The sequence below is a fragment of the Novosphingobium sp. EMRT-2 genome (genome assembly GCF_005145025.1).
GTDB lineage: Bacteria > Pseudomonadota > Alphaproteobacteria > Sphingomonadales > Sphingomonadaceae > Novosphingobium.
Genome location: NZ_CP039695.1, coordinates 2,640,495 through 2,656,459, shown reverse-complemented (window position 1 = coordinate 2,656,459; position 15,965 = coordinate 2,640,495). Strand labels below are relative to the sequence as shown.

Here is a 15,965-nt window from a genome sequence, read left to right as displayed (position 1 = left end):
GGCCGGGGGTGGGTTCTTTTCTCTTGGAGCGGGCGCCGTTGCGCTGCCCACCCCTGCCCCCTCCCGCTAGCGGGAGGGGAACTGGTTCACGCCGCCATCACGAACGGTTCCAGCCCGGCCAGGCGCGTGACCTGATCGGGATGGGGCAAGGCACGCGGGGCAAGCCCGGCAACCGTCTGGGCCATCGCCGCGATGTGATCAGGCGTGGACCCGCAACAACCGCCCAGAATGTTGACCTGGCCATGATCGGCCCATTCGCGGACGAGGCCGGCGGTGGTCAGCGGCATTTCGTCGTATTCGCCCAGTTCGTTGGGCAGCCCGGCGTTGGGATAGACCATGATCAGCGTGTCGGCGATTTCGGACAGCGCCTTCACGTGCGGACGCAACTGGGTGGCGCCGAACGAGCAGTTGAGGCCGATCGTGACCGGCCGCGCATGGCGCACCGCGTACCAGAACGCCTCCACCGTGTGGCCAGACAGGTTGCGGCCCGAAAGATCGGTCAGCGTCATCGACAGCATGATCGGGATTTCCCGGCCCAGCGCCGCCTCCACCTTGCGCACCGCCATGACGCCCGCCTTGGCGTTGAGCGTATCGAACACCGTCTCGATCAGGATGAAGTCCGCCCCGCCTTCGACCAGCGCGGCGATTTGTTCGGCATAGACATCGACCAGGAAATCCCAGTCGATCTCGCGGAAGCCGGGGTCGTTGACGTCGGGCGAGAGCGACAGCGTCTTGTTGGTCGGCCCGATCGCGCCGGCAACGAAGCGCGGGCGGCCATCTTTAGCGGCGAACTCGTCGGCGATCCGCCGGGCGAGCTTCGCGGATTCGAGGTTGATCTCGCGCACCAGATGCTCGGCGGCATAGTCCGCCTGGCTGATGCGGTTGGCCGAGAACGTGTTGGTTTCGGCGATGTCGGCCCCGGCCGCGAAATAGGCGCGGTGGATCGATTCGGGCACTTCGGGCTTGGTCAGCGCGAGGATGTCGTTGTTGCCCTTCTGGTCCTTGGCCAGCCCCAGCGTGCCGGCATAGTCCTCCTCGGACAGCTTCCAGCGCTGGATCTCGGTGCCGAAGGCGCCATCGGTGATAAGGATGCGCTGGCGCGCCTGATCGAGCAGGGCGGCGCGGGCGGCGGAGGGGGTCAGGGTCATGCGGCCTTTTCCAGTGCGGGACGGCCGGGACGCAGACCAAGCAGGTGGCAGATCGCGTAGCTCAGTTCGGCCCGGTTGAGCGTGTAGAAGTGGAAATCGCGCACGCCGCCGGCATAGAGGCGGCGGCAGAACTCGGCGGCGATCGTCGCGGCGACGAGCTGGCGCGAGGCGGGATGCGTGTCCAGCCCTTCGAACAGGCCATCCATCCACGCTGGGATCGCCGCGCCGCAGGCCGCCGCAAACTTGCGCGTCTGCGCCACGTTGGAGACGGGCAGGATGCCCGGCAGCACCGGCGCATCGATCCCCGCCGCCGCCAGCTTGTCGCGGAAGCGGAAGAACGTCTCGGGTTCGAAGAAGAACTGGCTGATCGCGCGGGTGGCCCCGGCATCGAGCTTGCGCTTGAGGTTGTCGATGTCCGCCTGAACGCTGGGCGAATCCGGATGGCTTTCCGGATAGGCGGCGACCGAAATCTCGAACGGCGCGATCGCCTTCAACCCGGCGACGAGTTCCGCCGCGTTGGCATAGCCTTCCGGATGCGGCGTAAATGGCACGCCCGGTGCCCCCATGTCCCCGCGCAGCGCCACGATGTGCCGCACGCCGGCTTGCCAGTACCCTTCCGCCACCTCGCGGATTTCCGCCTTGCTGGCATCCACGCAGGTCAGGTGTGCGGCGGCCGGGAGGCGCGCTTCGGAAATGATCCGCGCGACGGTGCCGTGCGTGCGATCGCGCGTGGAGCCGCCGGCACCGTAGGTCACCGAAACGAACTGCGGCTCCAGCGGCGCCAGCGTGGTCACCACGTCCCACAGCTGCGTCATCAACGCGTCGGTCTTCGGCGGGAAAAACTCGAAGCTCACGCGGATGTCGCCGGGCAGGCCGGCGAACAGCGGCGTATCGAGAGCGGTGCGCGCTTCGCGCAACTGGTCGTAGGACGTGGTCATGACGTGGCCTTCCGCCCGGTGCGGGCATGTTCGGGCTGGAGGGGAGTAACGTTACCGGCCGGAGCCGACTGGGCGTACGCGCTGCGAATGCCGGTCCAGACCTTGACGATCAGTTCGTGCCCCGGCAGCGCGCGTTCGCCATCGGGTTCGAACCCGGCATCGAGCAGGAGCTTTTCCACCTGAGCGTCGGAAAAGCCGAGACGCGCGTGGGCATGGGCGGTGCGCAGTTCCTCGCGATCGTGCGCGGCGAAATCGACGATGGCGACACGGCCGCCCGGCGCGGTGACCCGCGCGGCTTCGGCCAGCACCGCTTCCGGCGCGATCGCATAGTGCAGCACCTGGTGGAACAGCACGGTATCGAAGCTGCCCGGCGCGAACGGCAGTTGCGCGAAATCGCCCTGCACCAGTTTGACCCGGCCGGCGGGCAGATGCTGGAGTCGGGTGCGGGCGACGCGCAGCATTTCCGGGCTCTTGTCGAGCGCGACCACACGGTCGGCGCGCGCGGCGAACAGTTCGGCCATGCGCCCGGTGCCGGTGCCCACGTCCAGCACGCGGCCCAGTGCCGGGGTATCCGCGCCCTGCCCCAGCATTTCGACCAGCGCCGCTTCCACCGGGCCGTCGGCGATGTGCAGGCTGCGCAGGTGGTCCCATTGCTCGGCATGGCGCGCGAAGTAATCCGCGGCATGCGTCTCGCGCAGGGCGCGCACCGCATCGAGATGCTGGCGATCCTCCGAACAGCGCAGGCCGAACCCAGCATCCGTCTCTTCCGCCACGGCCAGCAGGCGGGCCACCACCGCCCCGATCGCGGCGCTGTCCCCACCGGTGTCGGCATCGCCGCCGATCGCGGCGCGCAGGAACACCCACCCGCCTTCGCGGCGGCGTTCGGCCAGCCCGGCATCGCACAGGATCTTCACATGGCGCGAGACGCGCGGCTGGCTTTGCCCCAGCACCTGCGCCAGTTCCCCCACGGCCAGCTCCATGCTGGCCAGCAGCCGCATGATCCGCAATCGCGTGGGGTCCGCCAGGGCGCGAAGAGTGTCGAGCAGGGTCATGAGCAACACGATATAAAGAAGTCTTTATATCAATCAAGCTACATAAAGATTTCTTTATATCAGTCGTTAGGGTTGCTACCTAAACCCTTTGTCGGCGACTGACGGGCGCGGCAGGCCCCTTTTTGTGGTTTGCCTTGGCCCCGCCACGCCGATAGAACGCCGCCGAACGGAAATACAGTAGAGGGACCCCATGAAGAAGATCGCCTTCACCGCCATCGCCTGCGCCGCTGCGCTTTCGCTCAGCGCTTGCGGCAAGTCCGAAGACGCCACCGAAGCCGCCGCCACCGACAACGTCGAGATGCCGGCCGAGGAACTGCCCGCAGTTGACACGTCGGCCGCCGCCGCGCCGGTGGAAGCGCCCGCCGCCGACGCCACGCCGCTTTCGGCCGAAGACGCCGCGCGCAACGCCGCCGACAGCGCCGCCGCTGCCGCTGCCGACGTCAAGAAGGCCGCCGCCGATGCCGCGGCGGACGCCGAAAAGAAGATGTGATCCCGTGCGCCCCGACCGCACCGGCGGGGCGCGGCACGGATTCTCGAGAACGAAGGGGGCGGCAGATGGGTATCTCCGCCCCTTTTCCTTGCCTTTCCGGAGTATCGCGATGCGCGCCCTGAAACCCGCCCTCAACCGGGCGCCGTATCTTCTCCCGCTGCTAGCCCTGGCGAGCTGCGGCCAGAAGGACACCGATCCGGGGCCGGGCGGCGTGACCGTGGGCGAAGCCCGCGCGCTCGACGAAGCCGCCGAAATGCTGGAAAAGCGGCCAGCCCCACCCACGACGGACGCGGACGTGCCGCAGGCCAGCGCCAGCGCGGCCGCTACGCCCCCCCATCAGGCATCAGCTCGGGCCGATGCGCCAGCGCACTGAGCGCCCGCCCCAGCTCGTCGAGCGCGGCCGCGTCGCGCGATCCGGCGAAGATCGTTGCCGAAAGGCAGAACCGCACCGGCGCAGCGGGCACGACGACGCCCACCGAACAGACGCCGGCGTGAATGTAGCCGTCGTCCACCGCATAGCCGCGCTGGACCGCTTCGGCGACCTGACCCAGCCAGGTGGTGAAGCCCAGCGGGGTGCGCCAGCGCACCCTTGCGAAGCGGGCGGCAAGATCGTCCCGGCCCAGCGCTTCCGCCGCCGCCAGCGCCCGCCCGGCAGCACCCCCGCCCAGCGGTTGACGCTGGCCTTCGACCATGTGGATGCGGGTCTCCGCCCCGCTTTCGCCCAGCGCGATCAGCGACAGGCGCTCCCCGGCCTGCACCTGCCATAGCCCGGCGGTGGCGTCGTGCGCGGCAGCGAACCGCGCCAGCAATGGCCGGATGCGAGCGGCGAAACGCGAAACCGCGTTCGCCTGCAGCACCCCAAGATCGCCCCAGCCTGCCGCCAGCCGGTAGCGCTTGCCGCCGGTGTCGCGATCGACCGCCCCTTCGGCCACCAGCGTGCGCAGCAGATTCAATCCGCTCGAAGGACTGAGACCCGTTTCCCGGCAGATGTCGGACAAAGTCAGCGCTTCGCGCACAGCCAACAGGCGCAGAATGGTGAACCCTTGGGAAAGCGAGCGGACAGGACCGGACATGGCGGCATCATATTTTTCATGGTGATGAAAAACAATTCCCAATATTGAATTTATCCGCCTGCACGGTTAGCTTCGGCATCGAACCGACGGGAGAGAATCGTTGTCCGGAATCCTGGAAGGCAAAGTCGTGGCGGTAACGGGGGCCGGCCGTGGCATCGGTCGCGAAATCGCACTGCTCTGCGCCCGGCACGGCGCGGCCGTGGTGGTCAACGATCCCGGCGTGGCGCAAGGCGGCGACGGCGGGGATGCCGGGCCGGCGGACACCACGGTCAACGACATCCGCGCGGCCGGCGGCAAGGCCTGGGCCAACCTCGCCAACGTGGCCGATCCCAAGGCCGCCGCCTCGATCGTCGAGGATGCGGTGCAGCGGTTCGGGCGGATCGACGCGGTGGTCAACAACGCCGGCATCCTGCGCGACACCATCTGGCACAAGATGTCCTACGAGGACTGGACCAGCGTGATCGACGTCAACCTGACCGGCGCGTTCAACGTCTCCAAGGCGGCGACGCCCTATTTCCGCGAGCAGCAATCGGGCAGCTTCATCCACTTCACGTCAACCAGCGGGCTGATCGGCAACGTGGGGCAGGCCAACTATTCGGCGGCCAAGCTCGGCCTTGTCGCCCTCTCGCATTCGATCGCGCTCGACATGGCGCGCTGGGGCGTGCGCTCGAACTGCATCGCGCCGTTCGCGTGGAGCCGCATGACCGCGTCCATCCCCGCCGAAACACCCGAGCAGAAGCTGCGCGTCGAACGCATGAAGACGATGAGCGCGGACAAGATCGCCCCGCTGGTCGCCTATCTCGCCTCCGACGCGGCGAAGGACGTGACCAACCAGATCTTCGCGGTACGCAAGAACGAGATCGTGCTGTTCAACAAGCCGCGCCCGGTCCGGTCGATGGTCAAGCTGGAAGGCTGGACGCCCGAGGCGATCGCCGAGGAGCTGATCCCCGCGTTCCGCCCCGCCTTTGCACGGGCCGACGAGGTTTCGGCCCACGTCTTCCCCTACGATCCGGTTTGAGGAGAGGCCCGGTGAGCACGGTGAACCCCGGCATGGATGCCGATGTCTTCGAACAGTTTCTCGATCAGCTGAAGCGCTATGTCCGCGAGCGGCTGGTGCCGGCCGAAGCGGACGTGATCGCCCAGGACCGCATCCCCGACGACCTGCTGGACGAAATGCGCGAGATGGGCCTGTTCGGCCTGACCATGCCCGAGGAATACGGTGGCGCGGGCATGAACGTGTCGCAGTATATCGAGACGATCCACACGCTGAGCTACGCCATGCCGGCCTATCGCTCGATCGTGTCGATCAACCTCGGCATGGTCTGCTCGGCGATCAAGAACGGCGGCACGGAAGAACAGAAGGCCGCCTGGCTTCCGCGCCTCGCCGCTGGCGAGATCGCGAGCTTCGGGCTGACCGAGCCGGGATCGGGATCGGATTCGGCCGGCCTGCAGACCACCGCCGTGCGTTCGGGCAGCGGCTACGTGCTCAACGGCACCAAGCGCTACATCACCAACGCCCCCTTCGCGAAAATCGCGCTGATCATGGCGCGCACATCGAAGGAGAACCTGCCCCGCAACGCGCACGTCTCCGCCTTCCTCGTGCCCATGGACACCGCCGGCGTCACGGTGGGCAAGTCGGACAAGAAGATGGGCCAGTCCGGCAGCCACATCGCCGACATCATCCTGGAAGACGTGTTCGTGCCCGGCGACGCGCTGCTGGGCGGCGAGGAAGGCAAGGGCTTCGCCACGGCGATGCAGAGCCTCGACAACGGCCGCCTTTCGGTCGGCGCGGCGAGCACCGCCTACGCCCGGCGCATCCTCGATACCGCCGTGCGCTATGCCACCGAGCGCAAGGCGTTCGGCGAACCGATCGCCAATTTCCAGCTGATCCAGGCGATGCTGGCGGACAGCCAGGCCGAAATCTACGCCGCCGAATGCATGATGCGCGACGCCATCCGCAAGGCGGACGAAGGGCGCAAGATCCTGCTCGAAGCCGCCGCCTTCAAGATGTTCGCCAGCGAGATGTGCGGGCGTGTGGCCGATCGCTGCGTGCAGGTCCACGGCGGCGCGGGCTACCTCGCGGAATACGAGGCCGAGCGCTTCTTCCGCGACAGCCGCATCTATCGTATCTACGAAGGGACCACGCAGATCATGCAGCTGGTCATCGCCAAGCAGATGCTGCGCGATTTCGCCGCTGGCGCGCAGGGCTGAACGGAGCCGCGCGGGTGTACGACCTCCTCAACGGGCTGTCGGTGATCGAGGCGTCGTCGTTCGTCGCCTCACCCACCGCCGGGCTCTATTGCGCGCAGATGGGTGCGGACGTGATCCGCGTGGACCAGATCGGCGGCGGCCCGGATTTCCGCCGCTGGCCGGTCACCGCCAGCAACGATTCGCTCTACTGGGAGAACCTCAACCGCGCCAAGCGGTCGGTCGCGCTCGATCTCGGCCGGCCGGAAGGGCGCGCGCTGTTGCAGGAGCTGATCCGCGCGACAGGGCAGGTCATCACCAACTTTCCGGTCGGCGGCTTCATGGCGCACGACGTGCTGGCGCAGGGCCGCGCGGACCTGATCACGGTGCGCGTGATGGGCTGGGCGGACGGTTCGCCCGCGCTGGACTATACGGTCAACAACGCGGTCGGCTATCCGATGATGACCGGCCCCGGCCCGGACCCGGTCAACCACGTCCTGCCCGCGTGGGACCTGTTGAGCGGCGCCTATGCCGCCTTCGCGCTGCTTGCCGCGATCCGCAAGCGCGAAGCGTCGGGCGCGGGCGGCGAAGTGCGCATTCCGCTGTCCGACGTCGCCATCGGCACCGCCGCCAACCTCGGCAGCGTGGCCGAAGTGCTTTACGAGAACGCCAACCGGCCGCGCCTCGGCAACGCGGTCTATGGCCTGTTCGGCCGCGATTTCGTGACCGCCGACGGTGTGCGGACGATGATCGTGGTGGTCACCCCGCGCCAGTGGGCCAATCTCGTCACGGCGCTCGGCCTGGGCGGAGCCATCGCCGCGATCGAGGCGGAGCGCGGCGTGTCCTTCGCGAAGGACGACGGGCTGCGCTTCACCCACCGCGATGCGCTCTATCCCCTGTTCGAACGCGCGATCGGCGCGCGCGCGCACGCAGACCTGGCCGCCGCGTTCGATGCCGCCGGCATCGTCCATTCCGCCTATCGCACGCTGCTGGAAGCGGTCGAGGATCGCGCGCTGGTGGCCGACAACCCGGTCTTCGGCGCCTGCGACAACCCCAGCGGCTTTACCTATCCGGCGGCGGGCGCCTTCGCCACGCTGCCCCAGGCAGACCGCCAGCCGCCCCGCCCCGCCCCGCGCAACGGCCAGCATTCCGAAGAAGTGCTGGCCGCGCGGCTCAACCTTTCGTCGGGCGAGATCGCCCGCCTGATCGATGCCGGCATCGTCGGCACCGCCCCAACTGGAGAATCCTGATGACCCTGCGCCGCGCCGCCATCGTCGCCCCGATCCGCACCCCTGTCGGCAAGTTCGGGGGGGCGCTGTCCGGCCTCACCGCCGGCCAGCTCGGCGCGGTGATCCTCAAGGCGCTGGTCGAACGGACGAAGATCGATCCCACGCGGGTGGACGACGTCGTGTTCGCGCAAGGGTACGGCAGCGGCGAAGCGCCGTGCATCGCGCACTGGTCGTGGCTGGCCGCGGACCTGCCGCTGGAGGTGCCGGGCTACCAGCTCGACCGGCGCTGCGGATCGGGCCTGCAGGCGATCGTCAACGCGGCGATGATGGTCCAGACCGGCGCATCGGACGTGGTCGTCGCCGGCGGCGTCGAATCGATGTCGAACGTCGAACACTACACCACCGACGTGCGCAAGGGCGTGCGCGCCGGCAGCCTGACGCTGCACGACCGGCTGACGCGCGGCCGCGTGATGTCGCAGCCGGTGGAACGCTTCGGCGTCATCACCGGCATGATCGAGACGGCGGAAAACCTCGCCAAGGACTATGGCATCACGCGCGAACAGGCCGATGCCTATGCCGTGCGCAGCCACCAGCGCGCGACGGCGGCGTGGGCGAACGGCCTGTTCGCCGATGAACTGGTGCCGGTGCCCGTGCCCCAGAAGAAGGGCGATCCCGTGCTGTTCGATCACGACGAAGGCTATCGCCCGGACGCCAGCCTGGAAACGCTGGGCAAGCTGCGCGCGCTGGAAGGTGGCGTGGTGACGGCGGGCAACGCCAGCCAGCAGAACGATGCGGCGGCCGCCTGCCTGATCGTCGCCGAGGACAAGCTTGCCGAACTGGGCCTCGAACCGATCGCATGGTTCCATTCGTGGGCCGCCGCCGGTTGCGATCCCAGCCGCATGGGCATCGGCCCGGTCCCGGCGGTGGAGCGCCTGTTCGCGCGCACCGGCCTCGGCTGGTCCGACATCGATCTGGTCGAACTGAACGAAGCCTTCGCGCCGCAAGTACTGGCCGTGCTCAAGGGCTGGGGCTGGAGCGAGGACGACAGCCGCAACGACATGCTCAACGTCAACGGATCGGGCATCTCGCTGGGCCATCCCATCGGCGCCACCGGCGGGCGCATCCTCGCCAACCTGACCCGTGAACTGGTGCGGCGTGGCGGCCGCTACGGCCTCGAAACGATGTGCATCGGCGGCGGGCAGGGCATCGCCGCGGTGTTCGAACGGGCGTGACGACGCAAGCCGCGCTGGAGGCCGCGCGCGCCTATCGCGCGGCGGCTCAGGGCGCCCTGGCCGACCGACTGGCTACGCGGCCGATCGACGCCGAGCAGCGCGCCGCGCACGGCTTCGCCTGGGTGGCGACGAGCGTGGCGGCGCTGGAGGCGATCCACGGCTGGCTGGCCACCCACGGCGGCGCCAACCCGGTCGATGCGCTGATCGGCCGGCTGGCCTTCGCCGAGACGCTGGCCCAGCTCGTCGGCGGTCTGCCGATGGGGCAGAACGAGTTGTTCCGTCCCGCGGACCTTGGCCTTGGCCACGCGGCGCGCGCGCTGGCGGAAGCCTGCGCCGGCCTGCTCGATGCGGACCACGCCGCCACGCGCGCCAGCCTCGTCGCCGCGCTGGCGGAAGGTCAGTGGCCGAGCGAGTCGTTCCACGATGCCGATCTCGACACGATCCGCGACCAGTTCCGCAAGTTCACCGAAGCGGAGATCCTGCCGCACGCGCACCAGTGGCACCTCGCCAACGCGCTGATCCCGGACGCGACGGTGCAGGCGATGGCCGATCTCGGTACGTTCGGCGTGTGCATCCCCGAAGCGTTCGGCGGCCTGGGCCTCACCAAGCTGGTGATGTGCCTTGTCACCGAGGAGCTTTCGCGCGGGTGGATCGGCGCGGGCTCGCTCGGCACGCGCTCCGAAATCGCCGGCGAGCTGATCGCAATGGGCGGCACCGACGAGCAGAAGGCGCACTGGCTGCCCCGCATCGCCAGCGGCGAAGTGCTGCCCACCGCCGTGTTCACCGAACCCGATGTCGGATCGGACCTCGGTTCGTTGCAGACGCGCGCGCGGTTCGACGGCCAGGGCTGGGTGATCGACGGGGCGAAGACCTGGATCACCCACGCCAGCCGGTCCGACCTGATGACGCTGCTGGCGCGCACGCTGCCCGACGCGAAGGGCTATGCCGGCCTGTCGATGCTGCTGGTGCCCAAGCCGCGCGGAACCGAGGCCGATCCTTTCCCCGCCCCCGGCATGACCGGCAGCGAGATCGAAGTGCTGGGCTATCGCGGGATGCGCGAATACGCGCTCCAGTTCGACGGGATGCGCGCGCCGGCCGATGCCCTGCTTGGCGGGGAGGAGGGCATGGGCTTCAAGCAGCTGATGCGCACGTTCGAAGGCGCCCGCATCCAGACCGCCGCGCGGGCCGTGGGCGTTGCCCGCCGCGCGCTGGAACTGGGGCTGGACTACGCGCTGACGCGCCGGCAGTTCGGCAAGGCGATCGTCCACTTCCCGCGCGTGGCCGACAAGCTGGCGATGAGCCTGGTCGATTTCGTCATGGCGCGGGAGCTATCCTACGCCGCCGCGCGCGCCAAGGATTCGGGCAAGCGCTGCGACATCGAGGCCGGCATGGCCAAGCTGCTGGCGGCGCGCGCCGCTTGGTCCAACGCCGACGCCGCGTTGCAGATTCACGGCGGCAACGGCTATGCGCTGGAATACGAGATCAGCCGCGTGCTGTGCGACGCGCGCATCCTCAACATCTTCGAGGGCGCGGCCGAGATCCAGGCGCAGGTGATCGCGCGCGGCCTTGTGGGCGGGCGCAATTGACGAACGGATCGAACCGATGAGCGAATGGGCGGCATGGGTCGGACGCGAGGAAACCCGTTCGGACCGGGTGGATGCGGGGCTGCTGGCGCGTTGGTGCGCCACGCTGGACCGCCCGGCACCGGTCGGCGGCGCGGCGCCGCAGGGCCTGCATTGGTGCCTGTGCCTGCCCGATGCCCCCACCGCCACGCTGGGACCGGACGGCCACCCCCGCCGTGACGACAGCCCGGACGGCTTCCTGCCCCCAATACCGTTGCCACGCCGGATGTGGGCGGCGAGCCAGGTCGAGTTCCTGCGCGCGCTGCGCACGGGCGAAGCGGTCGAGCGGCGTTCGCGCGTGCTGTCGGTAACGCCCAAGCAGGGGGGATCGGGCCATCTGGTGTTCGTGGACGTGGCGCACGAGACGCTGGGCGATGGCGTGCCCACGGTGCGCGAGGTGCAGTCGATCGTCTATCGCGAAGCCGCCCCCACCGGCACGCCACCGGCACCTCCACCGCTGGGGGAAAGCCGCTTCGATACTTCGGCATGGGACGCGGTGCGCACGGTGGAGCCCGACCCTGCGCTGCTGTTCCGCTATTCCGCGCTCACCTTCAACAGCCACCGCATCCATTACGACCAGCCTTACGCCACGGGCGAGGAAGGCTATCGCGGGCTGGTCGTCCACGGGCCGCTGACCGCGACGCTGCTGCTCGATCTCGCCCGGCGGCAACTGGGCGACAACGTGCTGGAACGCTTCGCCTTTCGCGGGCTTTCGCCGGCCGTGGCGGACGAGCCGCTGCACCTTGCCTTCCGCCGCGCGGACGCGGGCTACGAACTGGGCGCCTATGCCGCCGACGGCCGCGCGGTGATGGGGGCGACCGCTGGGTAAGAACAAGGCGGCTGCGGCACTGCTTCAGTCCAGCCGCACCTTGCCGCGCCCGGCCTTCACCGCGCCACGCTTCTTCTTGCCTTCCAGCCGCGCGGTCTTGCCCACGCGGTTGAGGCGGGACTTGGCGCGCTTTCCCGGCAGGTTCGTCGCCTCGCGCAGCAGATCGGCCAGGCGCTTGCGCGCATCCTCGCGGTTGGCTTCCTGCGTGCGGTGGCTGCGCGCGGTCAGCACGATCTCGCCCTTGGCGGTGAACTTGCTGCCGGCCAGTTCCTTCAGCCGGTGAAAGACCGGCGGCGAGAGGCGCAGCGCGAAAACGTCGAGCCGCACCTGCACCGCCGTCGCCACCTTGTTGACGTTCTGCCCGCCCGGCCCGGCCGCCGCGATGAAGCTCTCCTCGATCAGCGGCAGCGCCCGGGCGATGATCTGGTCGGCATCGTCAGCCAAGATCGAATCCCAGCGCGTGGAAATCCGGCGGCAAGGGCGACTGCGCTTCGATCGGCGGCTTGCCTTCACGCGGGACGGTGAGCGCGGCGGCGTGCAGCATCGTCCGCTTCGCGCCCTTGCCGTTTCCGTACACGGGATCGCCCACCAGCGCATGGCCCAGCCCCGCCAGGGCGTGCACGCGGATCTGGTGGGTGCGGCCAGTTTCGGGGCGGAATTCCACCAGAGTCAGCGCGTCGCGCCGTTCCACCACCCGCCAGTGGGTGACGGCGGGCTTGCCCTTCTTGGCCGGGATCATCCGCCAGCCGTCCTTTTCGGTGCTAACCTTGGACAGGCTGAGACTCACCGTGCCGCTTTCGCCCTCCACCGGCCCCGCCACCACGCCCAGATAGACCTTGTCCACCTGCCGCGCCTCGAACGCGGCGGAGAAGCGCTTGAGCGCCTTCGGATTGCGCGCCAGCAGCAGGCAGCCCGACGTATCGCGATCGAGCCGGTGAACCGGGAACGGCTCACGCTGGAAGCCGAACCGCAGATCGTCGAGATGGTCCTCCAGGCACGGCCCGCCCGCGCGCGGCCGGTCGAGCGGCAGACCGGCGGGCTTGTCGATCACCAGCGCTTCGCCGTCTTCGAACAGGATGGAAAAATCGATCATGCCACCGCCTTTGCAATGCGCCGCAAGGCTTCTTCCAGCGTCGCCTCATCGGCGGCGAAGCTGATGCGAAAGCCGTCGCGCCCGCCGAATGCCGAAGCCGCGACCACGGCGACGCCGTGCTCCAGCAAATGCAGGCACAGCGCCTCGTCCGCGTTGGGGCCTTCGCCGCCAAAGCGCGCCATCAGCGGCGCGGCATCGACCATGCAATAGAACGCGCCATCCGGAACCGGGGTCGAAAGCCCCGGAATCGCGTTGATCGCCGCCACGCACAGGTCGCGGCGCGCGCGGAACCGTTCGCGCCAGTCGAGCAGGAAATCCTGCGGGCCTTCGAACGCGGCAACCGCGGCCGCCTGGCTGATCGAGGCCGGATTGCCCGAGGAATGCGATTGCAGCCGCGCCATGGCGTTGATGAGCCACAGCGGCCCGGCGGCGACGCCGATGCGGAAGCCGGTCATCGCGTGGCTCTTGGACACGCCGGATACGGTCAGCACGCGATCGGCCAGGTCCGGGCATTCCACCGCCAGCGTGGCGTGCGCACCCGCGCCATAGCGGAGCGGGGCATAGATATCGTCGCTCATCACCAGCACGCGCGGGTGGCGGCGCAGCACATCGCCCAGCGCGCGCAGCTCTTCCGCCGGATAGGTCGCGCCGGTGGGATTGCCGGGGCTGTTGAGCAGCAGCCAGCGCGTGGCGGGCGTGATCGCGGCCTCGAGCTGCGCGGCGCTGATGCGAAAGCCCCCGTCCGCCCGCGTCGGCAGGTCCACCACCTCGGCGCCGGCGAAGCGCACGATTTCCGGATAGCTCACCCACCACGGACTGGGGATCAGCACCGCGTCGCCCGGATCGAGCGTGGCGAGCAGCGCGTGGAAGATCGCCTGCTTGCCCCCGGCGCTGACGATCACCTGCGCCGGCGGAACGACGATGCCGAGATCACGCTCGAAATGGAGCGCAGCCGCCGCACGCAGCCGCGCCGATCCGGCGACGGCGGTGTACTTCGTGTCGCCGGCGTCGAGCGCGTCCTTCGCCGCCTGGACGACATGGGCGGGCGTGGCGAAATCGGGCTCGCCGACGGACAGCGAGATGATGTCGCGCCCTTCGGCCCGCAGCGCCATGGCACGGTCCGTCATCGCCGTGGTGCGCGACGGCGCGATGCGCGCCAGCGCGCCGCTCAGGGTGGAGTCGGTCATGCCTGTTCGCCGAGCAGTCGCGCCGGCAGCAGGCCACGCAGGGCGTTGCCGATGAAGAAGCCGTCGGAGAGATCCTCCAGCGTCAGGTCCGCTTCCGCCGCGCGCCCACTCTCGATCAGGCTGCGGCGCAGGACACCCGGCAGCAGGCCGTGTTCGGCGCGCGGCGTGAGCAGCAGCCCCTCCCGCTCGACGAAAAGATTGGTGAAGCTGCCTTCGGTCAGCAACCCGTCATCGCGCAGGAACAGCGCCTCGCCCGCGCCGGCCGCCTTCGCCGCCCGCAGCGCCGCTTCGTAGAAACCGCGATCCGATGTCTTGTGGCGCAGCCGCCAGTCGCCCTCGGCCACCGGCAGCGGCAGCACGGCGCACGTCACCGGACCATCGGCGGGCGTGGGCAGCGCCGATGCCTCCAGCGCCAGCGCGCCGGCCTTCGACACCACCAGCCGCACTTTCGATGGCGCTTCCAGATCGAAGCACAGCGCATGGATGGCGTTGCGCGCGGCATGGCGATCGAACGCGAAGCCCAGCACGGCCGCACTCGCCTTGATGCGTTCCAGATGCAGTTCGAGCAGCGCGATGCCCTGCGCGGGATCGAAGGCCATCGTTTCGATCAGATCGGCATTGCCGGCGGACAGGCGCAAGAAATCCCCCTTTACCACGCATTCCCGCCATTCGCCCAGCATCGCGGAATCCGCCACGACCGCGGAGCCCACCCCCATGACCGCGCGGTCCGTCCGGGGATCGAGGCGCACCGTACGGATTGCCACATTGAATGCCGCATCACCAGAGGCGTCGATCCGGCCGAAAGCGCCACAATAGGGGCCACGCGCATCGCGTTCGGCCACATCGATCAGTTCCATCGCGCGAATCTTTGGCGCGCCGGTGATCGAGCCACACGGAAAGATCGCCCGCACCAGTTCGCGCGCACCCGCGCCAGCCATGAGCCGGGCGCGGACGGTGGTGACCATCTGGTGCACCGTGGGATAGCTCTCGATCGCGAAAGGCTGCTCGACGCGGACGCTGCCGGGTACCGCCACGCGCGACAGATCGTTGCGCATGAGGTCCACGATCATCAGGTTTTCCGCGCGGTCCTTGGCGTTGCCCGCCAGCCCGGCGCGGAACGCCTCGTCCTGTTCGGGCGTTTCGCCGCGCGGCGCGGTGCCCTTCATCGGGCGGACCGTGGCCAAGCCGTCCTTCAGTGCGAAGAACAGTTCGGGCGAGAACGACAGGTGCCAGTGCGATCCGTCCCAGCAAACCCCGCCATAGCCGGCGCGCGCATCGCGGCGGATCGCGGCATAGATCGCCAGCGGATCGCCATGCCAGCTTCCGCCGAGCGGAAAGGTGAGGTTCGCCTGATAGATGTCGCCTGCGCGGATCGCTTCCTGCACCCGATCGAACGCGCGGCCATAGCCGCCGATCGAGACTTGCGGATCGAGCGGACCAAGACTGCCGGAACCCGCGCCCTGCCGCTCCAGCCAATCCTCCACCGCATCGGCCGGAATGGTCTCCATCGTGGCGAAGCGCGCGAACCACACCAGCGGCCCGGTCGCGCCGGTGCGCGCGGCGGCCAGCGGCAGCAGGCGCGGTTCCAGCGCCAGCCCGGCCTCGTAGGCAATATAGCCTGCCCATTCGCCCGGCTCGGCGCCGATCCGGTCCAGCGCCTGCGCCACCTCCTCCGGCCGGCGCGCGACGACGATCTCGCGCGGATCGCGATAGACGCGCGCGTCGCTCGCCCCACCGTTGCGAGCATCGTCGCTGCGGGCATCGTCAAGCAGGATGAAAGGCGTCTGGTCCATGGCCGGTGGCGCGCGCTTTAGCGGCACACCGCCGCGGATGCAAAAACCTCTCGCACCGCGCGCCACCTGTTCGTAAACCGGTGCCGGGACCG

At 69.2% G+C, this 15,965-nt stretch carries 16 protein-coding genes; 8 read left to right on the top strand and 8 right to left on the bottom strand.

Annotated features, from left to right (window positions below; translation table 11 throughout):
- Nucleotides 1-86 precede the first annotated feature (86 nt).
- The 3 genes from FA702_RS13030 to FA702_RS13020 are packed head-to-tail and all read right to left on the bottom strand — an operon-like array spanning nt 87 to nt 3,138.
- Nucleotides 87-1,148, bottom strand: a complete 1,062-nt coding sequence (locus FA702_RS13030) for a homocysteine S-methyltransferase family protein (protein WP_136956490.1) — start codon at nt 1,146-1,148, stop codon at nt 87-89.
- Nucleotides 1,145-2,086 (bottom strand): methylenetetrahydrofolate reductase [NAD(P)H], encoded by a 942-nt coding sequence (metF, locus tag FA702_RS13025; RefSeq protein WP_136956489.1) that lies wholly within the window; start codon nt 2,084-2,086, stop codon nt 1,145-1,147. The genes FA702_RS13030 and metF overlap by 4 nt, the downstream gene beginning before the upstream one ends.
- On the bottom strand, nt 2,083-3,138 hold the full coding sequence (locus tag FA702_RS13020) for a metalloregulator ArsR/SmtB family transcription factor (protein WP_210417645.1): 1,056 nt from the start codon (nt 3,136-3,138) through the stop codon (nt 2,083-2,085). The genes metF and FA702_RS13020 overlap by 4 nt, the downstream gene beginning before the upstream one ends.
- Before the next feature lie 190 nt (nt 3,139-3,328).
- On the opposite strand from FA702_RS13020, the gene FA702_RS13015 reads away from it, so the two are divergent.
- On the top strand, nt 3,329-3,628 hold the full coding sequence (locus FA702_RS13015) for a hypothetical protein (RefSeq protein WP_124808179.1): 300 nt from the start codon (nt 3,329-3,331) through the stop codon (nt 3,626-3,628).
- A gap of 109 nt (nt 3,629-3,737) precedes the next feature.
- A complete protein-coding gene (locus FA702_RS13010) occupies nt 3,738-4,001 on the top strand; it encodes a hypothetical protein (protein ID WP_136956487.1) in 264 nt (87 codons plus the stop codon).
- On the opposite strand, the gene FA702_RS13005 is transcribed toward FA702_RS13010, so the two are convergent.
- Nucleotides 3,952-4,701, bottom strand: coding sequence for a helix-turn-helix domain-containing protein (locus tag FA702_RS13005; protein WP_136956486.1), 750 nt, complete (start codon nt 4,699-4,701; stop codon nt 3,952-3,954). The two genes, FA702_RS13010 and FA702_RS13005, sit on opposite strands and share 50 nt — an antisense overlap.
- 100 nt (nt 4,702-4,801) lie before the next feature.
- On the opposite strand from FA702_RS13005, the gene FA702_RS13000 reads away from it, so the two are divergent.
- The 6 genes from FA702_RS13000 to FA702_RS12975 are packed head-to-tail and all read left to right on the top strand — an operon-like array spanning nt 4,802 to nt 11,800.
- The gene (locus tag FA702_RS13000) at nt 4,802-5,719 is read left to right on the top strand and encodes an SDR family NAD(P)-dependent oxidoreductase (RefSeq protein WP_124808176.1); all 918 of its coding nucleotides are present in this window, start codon (nt 4,802-4,804) and stop codon (nt 5,717-5,719) included.
- Nucleotides 5,720-5,751: 32 nt separating this feature from the next.
- On the top strand, nt 5,752-6,912 hold the full coding sequence (locus FA702_RS12995; protein WP_136957405.1) for an acyl-CoA dehydrogenase family protein: 1,161 nt from the start codon (nt 5,752-5,754) through the stop codon (nt 6,910-6,912).
- A 14-nt stretch (nt 6,913-6,926) separates the two neighbouring features.
- Nucleotides 6,927-8,138: a CoA transferase gene (locus FA702_RS12990; protein ID WP_136956485.1), complete on the top strand. Its 1,212-nt coding sequence runs from the start codon at nt 6,927-6,929 to the stop codon at nt 8,136-8,138.
- Entirely contained in the window at nt 8,138-9,349 is a 1,212-nt protein-coding gene (locus FA702_RS12985) for an acetyl-CoA C-acetyltransferase (protein ID WP_136956484.1), read from the top strand. The genes FA702_RS12990 and FA702_RS12985 overlap by 1 nt, the downstream gene beginning before the upstream one ends.
- Nucleotides 9,346-10,935, top strand: coding sequence for an acyl-CoA dehydrogenase family protein (locus FA702_RS12980; protein ID WP_136956483.1), 1,590 nt, complete (start codon nt 9,346-9,348; stop codon nt 10,933-10,935). The genes FA702_RS12985 and FA702_RS12980 overlap by 4 nt, the downstream gene beginning before the upstream one ends.
- A gap of 16 nt (nt 10,936-10,951) precedes the next feature.
- Entirely contained in the window at nt 10,952-11,800 is an 849-nt protein-coding gene (locus FA702_RS12975; protein WP_136956482.1) for a MaoC family dehydratase N-terminal domain-containing protein, read from the top strand.
- A gap of 24 nt (nt 11,801-11,824) precedes the next feature.
- Here the strand turns inward: FA702_RS12975 and arfB are convergent, their stop codons facing one another.
- Genes arfB through pabB form a run of 4 tightly spaced genes read right to left on the bottom strand, consistent with a single transcriptional unit; the run spans nt 11,825 to nt 15,873 of the window.
- Entirely contained in the window at nt 11,825-12,244 is a 420-nt protein-coding gene (arfB, locus tag FA702_RS12970) for an alternative ribosome rescue aminoacyl-tRNA hydrolase ArfB (RefSeq protein ID WP_136956481.1), read from the bottom strand.
- Complete coding sequence (locus tag FA702_RS12965) at nt 12,237-12,893, bottom strand: RluA family pseudouridine synthase (RefSeq protein ID WP_136956480.1); 657 nt, start codon at nt 12,891-12,893, stop codon at nt 12,237-12,239. The genes arfB and FA702_RS12965 overlap by 8 nt, the downstream gene beginning before the upstream one ends.
- Nucleotides 12,890-14,080, bottom strand: a complete 1,191-nt coding sequence (locus FA702_RS12960; protein WP_136956479.1) for a pyridoxal phosphate-dependent aminotransferase — start codon at nt 14,078-14,080, stop codon at nt 12,890-12,892. Before FA702_RS12960 ends, FA702_RS12965 begins: the two co-directional genes overlap by 4 nt.
- Complete coding sequence (pabB, locus tag FA702_RS12955) at nt 14,077-15,873, bottom strand: aminodeoxychorismate synthase component I (protein ID WP_136956478.1); 1,797 nt, start codon at nt 15,871-15,873, stop codon at nt 14,077-14,079. Before pabB ends, FA702_RS12960 begins: the two co-directional genes overlap by 4 nt.
- Between the last annotated feature and the right edge of the window lie 92 nt (nt 15,874-15,965).